Below are 13,458 nucleotides of genomic sequence, written 5' to 3'. Positions count from 1 at the left end.
TAGTCGACGATGTCACCGCCTTGACAGGGGTGTAGGGCGACGCGGTGGTGGAGAACGGGTTGTGCGCGGCCATGCTTGTTGCCCGCGCCGGCCGCGCCGTCGGTCTCGTCGCCGGCGCCTATTTCGTGTACCGATACCGGGAACGGGCCCGCGACGGGCGAGTCTTCTCCAGAACGAAGAAGCTCGCCCAAGTTCCGGAACTTCGCCGCGTGGCGGGCCGGGCATGCAAACCGGGGCACGCCGGTGACCCGCCTCGTTCTGCCAAGGGCGAGCGCTGGAACTGGCTGTTCAGCACGGTGCGGGCACGGCGTGCCCAGCCGCGGCCAACCGTGCCCGGAGCAGCACGGGCAGTCGATGAACATCCGGCCGTCCCGGCGTCCCAGCGAGCTGGGATCGTCGGTGTCTGCCCGTTAGAGAATCGTGTAGGGCACGGGCATCCCTGGAGTGCGTTTTCGGCAGGGCAGTGACCGAGGGGGCACCTGCTCGCAACCGCACCTCTTCTGCGGTCTTGACGCATTGTGTCCCCGCAGCCTGATGGGTTTCTTAGCGCGCCATGACGCGCAGGCCTGCCAGGAGCGTACGCCATTCGATCATGCGGTATCGGTACCGGCGGCAGCCGCTCAGCTCCCCGCGCTCGGATTCGACTGACTCGTCGTGAGCTGCTCGACTGGTGGTGCCGCCGGGTCGCTAGTCTCGGGGTGTCCTGGGTGTTGGCTGGTGCCCGCGTCGGTCGGTGGGATCGGCAGCGTGAAACGGAAGTGAGGCATGAGTGGCCGGTGGTGAGCTCGGCCTGAGTCAGCAGGCTCCTGCGGTGGTCGCGCACGTGGCGAGGTGGATGGCGGGGCAGGAGAAGGTCGTCCGCAGCATGAGCTGCTGGCCCATGGTGCGGGAGGTGGCGGAGGGGGCAGCGCTGCGGTTACCGCCGAGTGTGCCGGCACACTGGCATCAGGGCCTCTACAGCGGCGTCCTGGCGTTGGCGGTGTACCGCATCTGGGCGTCGTCGAAGCGCACGGTGTTCCCGATTCATCCGCAGCTGGTTGACGAGCTGGAAGACAGCACGTCCGGTGAGCTGCCAGGACCGATTTTCGACCGCTTGCCGCGCCCGGATCCTCTGGTGCTGTTTCCGCGTCCGCTGCCGGTTACCACACCGGACGGCTTACGTGGCCGGATTCTCGGGTTCTTCGTCTACGGGCGGAGCGCGGAAACGCGGGGCCGGTTCTGCTCGACCGATGATCCGGCTCGCGATGCGCTGGCCATAATGGCTGTCACCAGCCTGGTGGACGAGCACGGCCATGAACAGGATGTGGACTTGACCCGGTTGACCGTGCCGGTCGGGCGTGAGCGGTTCACGATCGAGGCCGCCACCGAGAACACGCTCAAGGCCTTCGGTGCCGAACCTGGCATGGAGCTGATGTCCGGCGCAATGCGGACCTGGGTGAGCACGCTGACCCGTGCCGCCATGCACGCGTTGCTGTATCTGTGCAGTGACCAGCCCGATGTCGCGACCCGGCCCGTGCCGCAACGACGGGGGAGCGGTCGCGGTAAAGGCAGTGCGGAAAAGCCGCCGCAGATCTACAACGTTGGCTGGGCACTCGGGCCGGCCCTGCACGAAGCACGAGGTGCGTCGACCGACGTCGGGCCCGCGACGTTCCGGACGATCTGGGCCACGAGCGCCGTAGCCGAGCCGACGCTGCTCTTCCATCGTGCTGACCAGCGGATCGACGATCATCTCGCGTCGAGCGGCGCCGAGCTCACCGCGCTGCGGCAGCAACTGCACGACTCCCGCCGGGTAGCCGAGGCGCTGCGTGCCCGCACGATCGACCTAGACATGCAGGTCACCGTGCAGCGGGAGACGATCGCGAGCCTGCAGGCATCGCGGATGCGGCTCGCACAGGCCGCGCTGCGGTATCGGGCCGAGGCCGCTGCCGTCGGCAGCCCCGAACACCTGGACTCGCTGCAACAGCAGCTGCGGCGGCGGGACGACGAGCTGGTGAGCACGCTCGGCACCATCGACGAGCTCGCCATGCACCTGCAGCACGCACGCCACGAGCTGGAGCAGCGCCCTGCCCGTCACAGGTGGCCCCTCGAGCGGGATACCCGCGAGGACACCGAGGGCGATACCTCGCCCGAGGGCGAGCAGGAGCCCGCCCCGTCCACCTGGCTGCAGCTGTGTGAAGCAGCGGCAAGGCTGCCCCATATCTGGTGCAGCCCCGAACTCGCCGAGATCGCCGCGCAGCTACCCGTGCGGCGTGACTGGCTCGCCACCACCTGGCGGGCCATGCGCGCGCTGTCCGGCTACGCCGCGGCGAAGGCGGCGGCGCGCAGCACCGGACACCCACTCACTCCCCTCCGGAATTTCCCGGCCTACCTGCACGCCGATATCGATGGACCCAAGATCTCCGCGGCGCAGGTCGCCGCAGGGGAGAGCGAGTCGGTGATGAACAACCCGCGCCTGCGTGCCCTGCGTGAACGCCCGGCCCCCATAGACGTCGACGCCCGCGGAGCCGCCCTGTACCTGGCTCACATCCGGATCAGCCAAACCGGGGCCTACCCGCGGCTGCACTTCCTCGATGCCACCGAGAAGACGGGACTGATCTGCATCGGGTACCTCGGGCCCCATCTACCCACCTCGTGACGACCCACGGGTGGCGAACCACAACAGCAGCGTGTTCACCGAATGGGGCAGGTCAGTGTACGCAGTCGACCCGGGCTTCACCGCCGAGAGCAGTTGCCTGATCACTACCTCGACCCGTCGAGAACTTCGGCGCGTGCCACCCCGCCGCGCACGGAGCGTCCTGCCGCGACGGGTGCCGGCGTCGGGCTCGCTCTTTCGGGGGACAGGGACCGCATCCCAGAACGCGGGCCTGCCGCCCTCGTCTGTGCAGGTCAAGTCGTCAGGGAAGGGGTGGCGAGGAGCCCCTAGACATGCGGCCAGTGAAGTGTCGCCGGAGTAGCTGGATCGACATTATGCCGGCGTGACCTCTACCTTGTCGCCTCGCCATGGTTCATGCCCGCAGGGTGTCGCGCCGGTCGTCCTGCGTGGCTATCAGGTGGATGCGGTGGATCGCTGCGCAGCCGGACTGGCCGATGGCGGGCGGGGCAAGCTGATCATGTTCTGCGGCACGGGCAAGACCGTGGTCGTGGTGCATGTCGCGGCCACGGTGGTGCCGGTCGGCGGGGTCGTGGTGGTGCTGTGCCCGACGCTGGGGCTGGTGAGTCAGACCTTGGCCGTGTGGAGCGCGACCGGGCCCGCGCATGTCGCGCTCGCGGTGTGCAGCGACGACACGGTCGCCGAGGAGTGGACTCATCCTGCAGAGCTGTCGTGTCCGGTCACCACCGACCCTGCCGAGGCCGCGGCCTGGCTGCACAGTTCGCAACAGGGGCTCAGGGTGGTGCTGGCGACGCACGCCTCCGCCGAACGGGTCGCGGCTGCGCTGCGTCTGGCCGGGTTGGTAGCGGACCTGACCGTGGTCGACGAGGCCCATTGGACCGCCGGGCGGGCGGGCAAGCGCATCGCGGTCGTGCACGACGAGGATGCATTCCCGAGCAGGCGGCGCCTGTATGCGACCGCCACCCCGAGGGTCGTGCTTCCGCCGACCACATCCAGGGCGGACGGGGAGGTGGTCGAGACGGTGTCGATGGACGACGAGCGCGTGTACGGGCCGACACTGTTCGACTATCCGGCGTCCCGGGCAATCGCCGAGGGCTACCTCGACGACTACCGGATCGCCGTCATCGGGGTCCGCCGCCGCGATGCCCTCTACCTCCTGCGCGCCCTGCCCACCACATCCGCCGGCACCGGCGCCCATCGGGAAACCGGGCGGGCATTGCGGCGGGCGGTGATTCAGACCGCGCTCGCCCGTGCCGCGGTGACCTACAAACTCCGGCGGATGCTGGTGTTCACCTCACGGGTCGAGGACTCTGTCGCGTTCGCCAGCACGCTGCATCACATCGTCGACGCTCTCGCTCCTGCTGACCGGCCGCCGGGCCCGCTGACTGCGGGCTACGTGGCCGGTCATATGACCGCGTCCGAACGGGCGGCACGGCTCGCGACCCTGGCCGAGCCCCCGGGCAGCGGGTGGTCGGTGGTGGCAAGCGCCCGCTGTCTGCGTGAGGGCGTCGATGTTCCGCAGGTCGACACCGCGGTGCTGACCACTCCCTCGGAGTCCAGCGCGCACGTCATCCAGGCGGTGGGCCGGGCGATGCGCCCGCACCCGGACGGGCGTGGGGTGGCGTTGGTGCTCGTGCCGATCCTGCTGCCCGACGATCCGGACACGCAGGCCGACGAGATCGGTGACGCCGCGGGGTGGTCGACCGTGGTGCAGACCCTGCGGGCGCTGCGCGCCCACGATGACACGTTCGCCTCTGAACTCGACTCGGCCCGGGCACGGATGGCGCAGGGAGTCTACGCCGATGTGCCGGTGCCGCGGGTGCTTGTGGATCTGCCCGAGGGCTACCGGGGCCTGCTCGACCACGTGATGCCGAGGCTGCTGCGCTCCACCACGTCCTCGTGGTGGGACGGCTACGCCGCCGCTATCCGCTTCCACACCCGTTCCGGGAACCTGGAGATGACCTGCCGCCACGTCGATCCCGAGGGATACGCGGTCGGGCAGTGGGTCCAGAACCAGCAGTACTGCGCCCGCGCCGGCCTGCTCTCGGCCGAGCAACGGGTGCTGCTGGACCGGCTCGGTTTCACCGCGACCGGTGCCCAGGAGAAGGCGTGGCAGACGTTGCTCAAGCACTGCCGCGCCTACCTCGATGAACACGGAAACCTCGCCGTGCCGCAGAAGTACCGGGACCCCCGCACCGGATACCGGCTCGGGCGGCAGCTGAGCAACCAGCGGGTCAGCCTTGCCGACGGGTCGCGCCCGGACCGTGCGGCCGAGCTCGACGCGCTCGGCATGGTGTGGGACATGCTGGAATATCGCTGGTGGAAGATCTACCTGCCGGCGTTGCGGCAGTTCCACGCCACACACGGCCACGGCCGGGTGGCCGCGGTCTATATCACCCCCGGCTCGGACACCATCCGACTCGGCGACTGGGTACACAAGCAGAAGGGCTATGACAGGGCAGGAACCCTCACCCCGCAACGCCGAGCAGCTCTGCAACGTCTCGGGGTCGAACTCCCCGGCCTGCGCCATGCCCAACCGCCTACGACGCGGTAGCCGCCGCTGTCCTGTCCGGCCGGACCTTTCGGACGGACGATTCGCCGACCTGCGTTCCCCACAGTAGGTCCGGACGAGTTCGCCTGCCGGTGTCCGGGCCTAGTGGCGGATGTTGCGAGCGGTCAGCCGTCGAATCGAGGCTTGAGGTTTGAGCGGAGCTGACTGATGACGACCGGCGCTTTCGCTCGGAGCCGCCTCTCGCTGTCCATCAGCAGGTGCCTGCCGGTCTTCGCGCGGTGACCGCCTTCCCGCTCGGCCCAGGGAACGGGTTCGATGGTGAGTGCGAGGAAGCGGGATGGCTGCGGCTGCAGCCGAAATCAGGGCGTGACCGTGAGCTGAGCGGCCTCCCTCAACGTCGGGGTCCGTTCGATGCCGATCGCCTTGCGCGACTCGACGCTGGTGTTCGCGGTGAGCGCGATGGCGCTGGCGAACAGCTCCATCCTGACCGACCAGTCGTGCAAGACGACCGGGTTGAGGCTGCGGTGGTGCAGCATCGCGTCGCCGCCGCGTTGATGGCGGGTGAACCAGAGTGCACGGGTGCGGCGTTTGGCGTCGGCGTTCTTGTCCGGCTTGCGGAACCCGGCCGGGCCGCCGAAGGTCTTGAGGCTGCGGAAGTCGTTGTTGGGCAGGCTGGGTGGGTGCCAGTAGTCGTCCTCGATGCAGTGCGCGACCGAGTCCTCGGCGTCGGCGGGCCGGTAGTCGCGCAGGCCAAGCTGCGCGCCGATCGCGGCGGCGCAGGTGGCTTGGTCATCTAGGCCGCAGGCGGCGAGGCGCCCCCAGCTCAGCGAACCGACGAGTTCGGCGAGCGCGACGGCTTCGGGGTAGGCCGCGGCGAACAGCCCCGCGATGCGCTGAAGGTCTCCGGTTCGGTGCCTGGCGGGATGAGCAGCGCGGTCCGGCGCTTCGGGGTCAGTCAGGCGTCGCCGTCGAGAGCGATATCGGTGAAAGTTTCAGTGCTGCGCGCAGAACAGGAATCCGGTGAGAACGGCGTCGAACGTCGCGGCCGGCCGAGGCGGGACAGCAGCCGTCGGTGCCGGTGCTGCGCGGCGACCACGTCGGGCAGCGCAGCGCGGCTGGGCTGCGGGTGGTCGAGCAGGTCCGGCGGGCCGGTGGCGTGTGCAGATGTAGTCGTGGTGGCCCAGCAGTGGCAGGGCCGGCCCGCCGGGGTGTGCGGCGGTGCCGCGGAGGCAGCCGCGCCGGGTTCGGGGCGCAGCGTGATCCAGTCCGGCTCGGGGGCGAGCAGCTCCAGGATCGCGCGACCCAGACGGGCGTGGGGCTGGCCGGCGAGCTGGGCGAGCGACCCCCTGCGCGGCGTCGACCGCCGCAGGAGCTGACGGTGACCGAGGTGTTCGACCCGCCACAGGAACAGGTTGACGCCGCGGCGTTCGTCGCGAAAGCATTCGGCGCCCGATTGCACGCGCTGCTGGCGGCGCGGAGGCTGGCATACGTTGTCTTCGCGGTGCACGCAATTCACGCCGATGAGCACCGTGTCCACGGTCCACTGCAGGCACACCGCGGCGACGAGCCCACCACGTCGATCCACCCCGGCCCGCCCCCCAACTGGCAAACGCGAGGTGCCCACCATAAAATCTCCGGGCACGATCGAGGTCGTCGACGTACAAGGCGGATTCGATAATCCGGTCGAGCTTGGGCATGTGCTTGTCCTCCTTATCACTACGGTGCGGGGAACCCATCATGAAACTTCGAGTGCAGTCGAAGTCAAGGGGAAACGGACGTGCGCGTACTCGGGTGCGAAAGGTCGGCTGTTGTAGCAGCCGGATGTGGCACCACTTCAATACAACGTTCCAGCTCCACCTGGGGTGGCACCCGACCGCGGAACGGCTGCAGCTGCTCGCCAGCTGGGCCGCGACCCACCACTTCACCACGGCCCCGCCACCCCGCTGATCCACCGGATTCGCCCCCCGGGCATCACCTTCCTCGACGCCGCGGCTGACCAGCCCAGTCCGATACCTCCACACCCCCGGCTGAAACGCGCTCTACACCCCTGACCAGCCCACGTTCAGCCGAGTGGCCCCTTTCAGGGGCACTCGAGTGCCCCCAACGAGAAAGACGACCTGCCCGCCCTGGCCAGAGCCGCCCAGGACGCCCTCGGCCTGCACCCGGCCTCCGCGACGCCGGGCCCCGACGGCAGCGACGCGGTCAAACGATCCTCGGCACGGTCACCACCATCGCCGCCAGGCTCGGTGAACTGCGCAACCGCGGCCACGGCACCGGACACGGCCCCGCGGCCGCCCGGGTCAGGCTCCGACCCCGCCACGCCCACCTCGCCGTCAACACCGCAGTGACCTGGTGCCAGCTGCTGCTCGACACCCTCGCCGACCCCGAAGCGCCCTAGTGCAAGAACACCTGACCCCCCAGCTCAGCCCCGCGGAGGGTCGGCGGCGGTGTCGTACAGCGCCAACGCGTGCGCCGCGACCGACATCGCAAGGATCAGCTGCGGATCCTCGCGTTGCTGCCGCATCGCATTGCGATGCGCCGTCTCCACCACAGCGAATGCGCGTGGATCCGGTTCGCCCGTCGGGGCCTCGGACCTCAGGCTTCGGCCGAGGGGCTTTGAACCCGGCCGGCGGTGATCGGGGCAGACCCTAGGCCGTGGTAGGAGAAGCCCGCGCGGGCGGGCACGCCGGGGTCGAGCAGGTTGCGGGCGTCCACCACGACCCGGTTCGCCACCACCTCGGCTAGGCGCGTCCAGTCCAGCGCGCGGAACTCCGGCCACTCGGTCAGCACCACCAGGACGTCCGCGTCCTTCGCGGCGAGCAGCGGGTCGTCGACCAGCGCGATGCCGGACAGGCCGGGGTGGTCCGGCGCGGTGACGGCCGGGTCGTAGCCCTGCAGGTCCGCGCCGGCCTGGCGCAGGAGTGCGGCGACGACCAGCGCGGGGGAGTCGCGCAGGTCGTCCGTGCCCGCCTTGAACGTCAGGCCGAGCAGGCCGACCCGAAGCTTGCGCAGTGAGCCCTGCCGGTCGCCGGTCGCCGCCAGCCGGATCTTGCCCACGATCCGCTGGAACTGGTGCGCGTTCGTGTCGATGGTGGCGCGGAGCAGGGGGAACTCGAAGTCCGCCTCGTCCGACGCCCGCAGCAGCGCGTGCACGTCCTTGGGCAGGCAAGACCCGCCCCAGCCCGGCCCCGGTGACAGGAACGACCGGCCGATCCGGGGGTCGTGACCCATGCCCTCGGTCACGTCCCGGACATCGGCGCCCAGCCGTTCGCACAGCTCCGCGATGGCGTTGACGTAGGAAACCTTCATCGCCAGGAAGCAATTCGCCGCGTACTTCATCAGTTCCGCGCTGGCCACGTCGGTCAGCACGGCGGGAGCGGGCAGTCCCGCGTACAACCCGACCACCCGATCGGCCGAGTCCGGCCGGTCGCTGCCCACCACGATCCGGTCCGGGTTCAGGAAATCCCGCACGGCGCTGCCCTCGCGCAGGAACTCCGGGTTGCTGACCACTGCGAGGTCGTCGCGGCCCAGCAGCCGTCGGGTCCGCGACGCGGTGCCCACCGGCACGGTGGACTTGTTCACCACCACGCATCCCGGTGGCAGCACGTCCCTGACCCGGGCGAGCACGTCTTCCAGCTCGGACAGATCTGCCGCCCCGTCCGGGCCCATCGGGGTCGGCAGGCACAGGTAGACCACCTCGGCCCGGCGCACCGCCTCGGCCGCGTCGTTCACGAACCACAAGCGGCCGGTCGCCAGGCCTTCGGCCACCAGTTCGGGCAGCCGCGGCTCGCGGATCGGCACCTCGCCGCGGCGCAGCCGGTTCACCTTGGCCTGATCGCGGTCCGCGCAGATCACCTGGTGGCCCAGGGACGCGAGGCAGGCGCCGGTGGTCAGGCCGACGTAACCGGTCCCGATCACCGCGACAGAACGAGTGAGCACAGCAGGCCCCATTTCCGATTCGCGCAGAAGCGCCACTGTTGGATGCCGGATAAGGTCGCGGTAAATGTGACAGAGACCGCCGAAGGGTCACCTGTTCGGCCTATTGCCGACGAGTTATCTGCTACCTTCCTGCACGCTACCAGTCGGCTCCTGGCGTCCTCAACCACTTCACCGGCGATTTGCGGTAGGTGCTGCCCGGCTCGAAAACCTCGGGTTCTCGCGTCTTGTCAAGTCCCGGACTGCCGCGACTACCGGGTGCCCGGCCGCCCTGGTTAGCGTCACCTCGGTGTAGACGGGAGTGCGGGTATTCCCGAGATGTGACGGGTGTCGCCAGAAAGGCAGTCTCAATGACGCTGGATCTTCCGATTGCCGAAGCGAACACTGATGACCCCACCGCGCCGGTCAGACCGCCGTTGTATTTCCACGACGTCATCACCGGGCCATTCGATCACGCGGCCGTCGCCGAATGCGCGACTGCGGTGACCGAAGTGCTGGGCGGCTCCTTCACCGACCGGCTTTCGGCCGAGGGATCGCTGGTGCTCGCCAGCGGCGGCACGCTCGTCGAGGTACACGTTGCGGATTCGCCGGTGGACCCGTCGGCCACGCTGGACCCGGTGTGCCCCGCGGTCGCGCGGAGCCGGGCTGTGCTGTTGTCCAGCGAGGCGCCACCGGGGCCGGGCCGGGCCGGGCCGGTGGTGACCCGCGAGTTCGCCGAGCGGCTGCGGCACTGCGCGGTGGCCTACACCGAGGCCGAGCTGGACTCCATCACCCACGCGATGCCGATGCTGGAGAGCGTGCTGGGAGACGACTCGCCGCTGGCCGGGTGGGCGCTGATCTTCCGCGACCACTTCGTCGAAAACAGCGTCGGGTTCCTGCGGGCCGTCGAACGGTGCGGAATGCCGCCGGAATGGATTTTTGCACTGTCCAAAGGGGACAAGACGGCCCATCGGGACCGGGTGCACGCCACTTTTCTGCGCCGCGGCTACTCGAGCGGCGTGCTGGACAACTCCGTCATCAACCGGACCGCCACGGTGGCGGAGCTGGAGGAGGCCCGCGCCAGCGGCGCTGCCGTGGACCGGTTCATCCACCGCGCCCACCAGTCCGGACGACGGGTGCTGGTGGTCGACGACGGCGGTCTGCTGGCCCAGGGACTCGGTAGCAACCACCTGGTGGAAGAGGCGGTGGACGCCGCGCTGGAGCTCACCGTCAGCGGCTTGAAACGCATCGAAGGCCTGCCCGGCGGGGTGACGATCCCGGTGTTCAACATGGCGCGTTCGGCGTTGAAGGCGACCATCGGCTACAACGAGATCGCGGACTCCTGCCTGCGCCGCGTCCGGGTGCTGCTGGCCGGGCAGAAGGTCATCGGCCGGTCCGTGCTCTGCGTCGGCTTCGGCACCCTCGGCCGCAGGCTCGCGCTGGGGCTGAGGGCGCTGGGGTGCTCGGTGGCGGTGGTCGATACGGACATCATCACGCTGATCCGGGCGGCCGAAGAGGGCTTCGCGACCCACCGCAGCCTGGCCGCGGCGCTGGAGCGGGACCAGCCGTTCCTCATCGCCGGCAGCACCGGGGACCGCGTGGTCTCGCCGGACACGTTGCCGCTGCTGCCCGATGGCGTGTTCCTCGCCGGGTTCGCGACCAAGGACTTCAGCCTGTTCACCGACCAGCCGCACGGCCTGCCGCAGGTCGCCCTGCCCGGCGTCGGCGTCCGCTACCGGCTGCCGGGCGACCGGGAGGTCACGCTGCTGGGGGACGGCCGCTCGCTCAACCTGTTCGAGTACGAGGGCATCCCCAACCGCGGTTACGACCTCTATCGCGCCGGAACGCTCCTCGCGGCCGAAGAGATGTGCCGGCGCTGTGAAGAGCTGGAACCGGGTGTGCACACGACGATCGTCGACGAACTGGTCGGGCGCTCCGGGCTGTACGAGCGGTACTACGCCCGTTACCTGGCCTCCGGGGAGCGGGCCGATGTCTGAGGTGCCGCTGGTGCCCGCGGGACTCGAGGTCTGCGTGATCGGCTACGGCGTGGCCGGGCACCTCCACGAGTCGCTGATGCGGGACTGGGGCGCGCGGGTCAGCGTGGTCGAGGCGGGATCGGTCGCGGATCCGCCGGCTCGGCTGTGGTCTTCGCTGGACCGGCTGCCCTGGCCGGACCGGGTGGACGTCTGGTCGGTGTGCACCCCGACCGATGCCCACCTCTCCACCGTCCGGGCAATCCTGGGCCGGTGTCCCGACGCCCGGTTGATCGTGGAAAAACCGCTGTGCCGTCCGGGTGAGCTGGAGGAGTTCGCCGCACTGCTGTCCGCGCACCCCTCGGCTCGGCTCGTACTGGTGGACCACTACCGCTATGCCGCCGCGCCGAAGGCGCTTTCCCGGCTGCGGGCCGAAACGGTCGGCTACGCCCCGGTGTCCGCCGTCCGGGTGTCGTTCACCAAGGATCGGCGCGCCGATGCCGCGACGGGCCGGTTCGTGGACCGCGCGTTCGGCGTCTTCGGCTACGAGTGGCTGCACATGATCGCGTGCTTGCGTGGTGCGCTGTCGCCGGCTCAGTTCGCCGAGTACCTCGCGACCCCGGTCGACGACTGCGAACTGCGCGTCGGGACGGACGAAGACCTGGTCCCGAACGCGGCCAGGGAGACGACCCGGCTGAGCGACGGCTGCGAGGTCGACCTGTTCTCCACCGTGGTGGGGGCCGCGCCGGGCGGGCCGGTGCCGCCGGCGTGGGTCGCCGACCACGGAGTGGGCCCGGGTGGCCGTCAGCGGCTGCTGCAGGTCGAGTCGGCCGCCACCCTGTTCACCGTCGAGTTCGACCCGGTGGCCGATCCGGTGGGTCAGTCGCTCGGCCGCAACGTGCACCGGTTGTCGGTGCGGCGCGGCGGTCACCGGTCCCGGTGGATCGTCCACGACTCGCCGATGGGCACGGCGCTGGCGAGCGCGCTGGCGACCTTGTCGGCCCGCCGCGGCGATTTCGACCCCAGGCCGATGCACCGGCTGCGGGCACTCGCCGAACGAGCCGTGGCGGTGGCGGCCGCCGCGGCCCACCCCGTCCAGGAGCCTGCCTGATGCCGGGCACGGCCGTTCCCAGGGAGCAACGATGAGCCGGATTTGCCTTCTCGTGCCCACCAACGACTTCGACCGGTATTTCGTCCAGGTCCCGCTCGACGTCGTCTACGCGGCGGGCCAGTTGCGGGCCGAAGGGCACGAAGTGACGGTGTGGGACACGCGGTTCGCCACGCTGCCGCCCGCGCCCGCGCAAGACCTCGTGATCGTGTTCACCGCGATCGCGGACCGGGCCCAGTGCTACCCGCTGGAGCTCGGGCCGGTCCGGGACGCGGTGACGCAGGCCAGGACCCGGTACCCCGGTGCGCGGTTCGTCGCCGTGGGGCCGCACGTCAACCACCTTCCGCGGGCGACGCTCGACGAGGTCGGGGTGGACGCGGTCGCCCGGGGCGAGGCCGATTCGGCCGCCGTGTTCGCCGCGCGCGACGTGGCCGTCCCCGGCCGGGTTCTGCCGAACGGCCGGGCGGGATCGGCCGACCTGCTCGCCCCAGCGGCGGACCTGCCGTCATACCCGGTCATTCCGCTCGAGACCATGGCCCATCCGGCCTTCGACCTCTTCCCGATGTCGCGGTACACCTCCGAGGTGATCGACGGGGGCCTGCCGATGCCGGGCCCGTGCGGGATGGTCCTGGCCGCGCGGGGCTGCACGTACGGATGCACCTTCTGCCACCTGCCGTTCGGCACCCGGATGCGGATGCGGCCGACCGACCGGGTGCTGGCCGAGATCGACGCCCAGCAGTCGGCCGGCCTGGACGCGTTGTTCTTCCTCGACTACGTCTTCGGCATCAACCCGGCGTTCTACGGGGAACTGTGCACCCGCATGACCGGGCGGGGACTAACCTGGCTGGGACAGACCCGGGCCGAGGTGGTGCTGCGCTCCGATGTCGGGGCGTGGGCGGCGGCCGGGTGCCGGGGCATGTGGCTGGGCGCCGAATCGCCCAGCGTGGCCGGCACCGGAGTGCACAAGCGGGTCAGCGCCGAGCAGATCGAGGGCGCGGTGGCCAAGCTGCGCGACGCCGGGATCGTGCCGTTCGCGTTCCTGCTCATGGGCCTGCCCGACGACGAGGCGTCGATCTCTGGGCGCATCGTCGATTGGGCCGGGCAGCTGCCGGCCTGGTTCGGCCTCAACCAACTGTTCCTGCGGCCCGGCACCACGCTCTACGACCAACTCGCCGCCGAGTACGGCGGCGGCCGCCTGCCGGCCACCTGGCCGGAGGTCGAGGCCGTCACCCGCACCTACCGCTCGCGCTATCCGGCCGATCTGGACGCGCAGGAGCAGGCATTGCGCGCGCTGCCCAACTTCCTGGGCAACGCGCTGACCGCGGCCAAGTGAGGGGTG

The 13,458-nt window shown here is 70.2% G+C and carries 10 protein-coding genes; 6 read left to right on the top strand and 4 right to left on the bottom strand.

Annotated elements, in window-relative coordinates:
* Positions 1 to 811: 811 nt before the first annotated feature.
* Both NYF13_RS21755 and NYF13_RS21750 read left to right on the top strand, forming a co-directional pair.
* Entirely contained in the window at positions 812 to 2,635 is a 1,824-nt protein-coding gene (locus NYF13_RS21755) for a hypothetical protein (protein WP_315659206.1), read from the top strand.
* Positions 2,636 to 2,975: 340 nt separating this feature from the next.
* Positions 2,976 to 5,165, top strand: a complete 2,190-nt coding sequence (locus tag NYF13_RS21750) for a Helicase associated domain protein (RefSeq protein ID WP_315659205.1) — start codon at positions 2,976 to 2,978, stop codon at positions 5,163 to 5,165.
* Positions 5,166 to 5,482: 317 nt separating this feature from the next.
* Here the strand turns inward: NYF13_RS21750 and NYF13_RS21745 are convergent, their stop codons facing one another.
* Together NYF13_RS21745 and NYF13_RS21740 are read right to left on the bottom strand one after the other, a co-directional pair.
* Positions 5,483 to 5,659 (bottom strand): hypothetical protein, encoded by a 177-nt coding sequence (locus NYF13_RS21745; protein WP_315659204.1) that lies wholly within the window; start codon positions 5,657 to 5,659, stop codon positions 5,483 to 5,485.
* A 419-nt stretch (positions 5,660 to 6,078) separates the two neighbouring features.
* Positions 6,079 to 6,660, bottom strand: a complete 582-nt coding sequence (locus tag NYF13_RS21740; protein WP_315659203.1) for a hypothetical protein — start codon at positions 6,658 to 6,660, stop codon at positions 6,079 to 6,081.
* A 510-nt stretch (positions 6,661 to 7,170) separates the two neighbouring features.
* Here NYF13_RS21740 and NYF13_RS36760 point away from each other — a divergent pair.
* Entirely contained in the window at positions 7,171 to 7,521 is a 351-nt protein-coding gene (locus NYF13_RS36760) for an abortive infection family protein (RefSeq protein WP_396287698.1), read from the top strand.
* 24 nt (positions 7,522 to 7,545) lie between these two features.
* On the opposite strand, the gene NYF13_RS21735 is transcribed toward NYF13_RS36760, so the two are convergent.
* Both NYF13_RS21735 and NYF13_RS21730 read right to left on the bottom strand, forming a co-directional pair.
* Positions 7,546 to 7,671 carry a hypothetical protein gene (locus NYF13_RS21735; protein WP_315659202.1) on the bottom strand — a complete coding sequence of 42 codons (126 nt, stop codon included), beginning with the start codon at positions 7,669 to 7,671 and terminating at the stop codon, positions 7,546 to 7,548.
* A gap of 47 nt (positions 7,672 to 7,718) precedes the next feature.
* A complete protein-coding gene (locus NYF13_RS21730) occupies positions 7,719 to 9,062 on the bottom strand; it encodes a UDP-glucose/GDP-mannose dehydrogenase family protein (protein ID WP_315659201.1) in 1,344 nt (447 codons plus the stop codon).
* A 479-nt stretch (positions 9,063 to 9,541) separates the two neighbouring features.
* On the opposite strand from NYF13_RS21730, the gene NYF13_RS21725 reads away from it, so the two are divergent.
* Genes NYF13_RS21725 through NYF13_RS21715 form a run of 3 tightly spaced genes read left to right on the top strand, consistent with a single transcriptional unit; the run spans position 9,542 to position 13,452 of the window.
* The gene (locus tag NYF13_RS21725) at positions 9,542 to 11,035 is read left to right on the top strand and encodes a hypothetical protein (RefSeq protein WP_315659199.1); all 1,494 of its coding nucleotides are present in this window, start codon (positions 9,542 to 9,544) and stop codon (positions 11,033 to 11,035) included.
* Entirely contained in the window at positions 11,028 to 12,122 is a 1,095-nt protein-coding gene (locus tag NYF13_RS21720) for a Gfo/Idh/MocA family oxidoreductase (RefSeq protein ID WP_315659198.1), read from the top strand. The genes NYF13_RS21725 and NYF13_RS21720 overlap by 8 nt, the downstream gene beginning before the upstream one ends.
* A 31-nt stretch (positions 12,123 to 12,153) precedes the next feature.
* Positions 12,154 to 13,452, top strand: a complete 1,299-nt coding sequence (locus tag NYF13_RS21715; RefSeq protein WP_315659197.1) for a radical SAM protein — start codon at positions 12,154 to 12,156, stop codon at positions 13,450 to 13,452.
* The last annotated feature ends 6 nt before the right edge of the window (positions 13,453 to 13,458 follow it).

It is taken from the genome of Amycolatopsis sp. PS_44_ISF1 (assembly GCF_032335455.1).
In the GTDB taxonomy this organism is placed as follows: domain Bacteria; phylum Actinomycetota; class Actinomycetes; order Mycobacteriales; family Pseudonocardiaceae; genus Amycolatopsis.
This window is presented reverse-complemented; position numbering and strand designations above follow the sequence as displayed.

Bases quoted from the DNA above. Each gene is read 5' to 3' on its own strand.
- NYF13_RS21745 (WP_315659204.1), bottom strand. From the start codon at position 5,659: ATGCTGCACCACCGCAGCCTCAACCCGGTCGTCTTGCACGACTGGTCG.
- NYF13_RS21715 (WP_315659197.1), top strand. From the start codon at position 12,154: ATGAGCCGGATTTGCCTTCTCGTGCCCACCAACGACTTCGACCGGTAT.
- NYF13_RS21720 (WP_315659198.1), top strand. From the start codon at position 11,028: ATGTCTGAGGTGCCGCTGGTGCCCGCGGGACTCGAGGTCTGCGTGATC.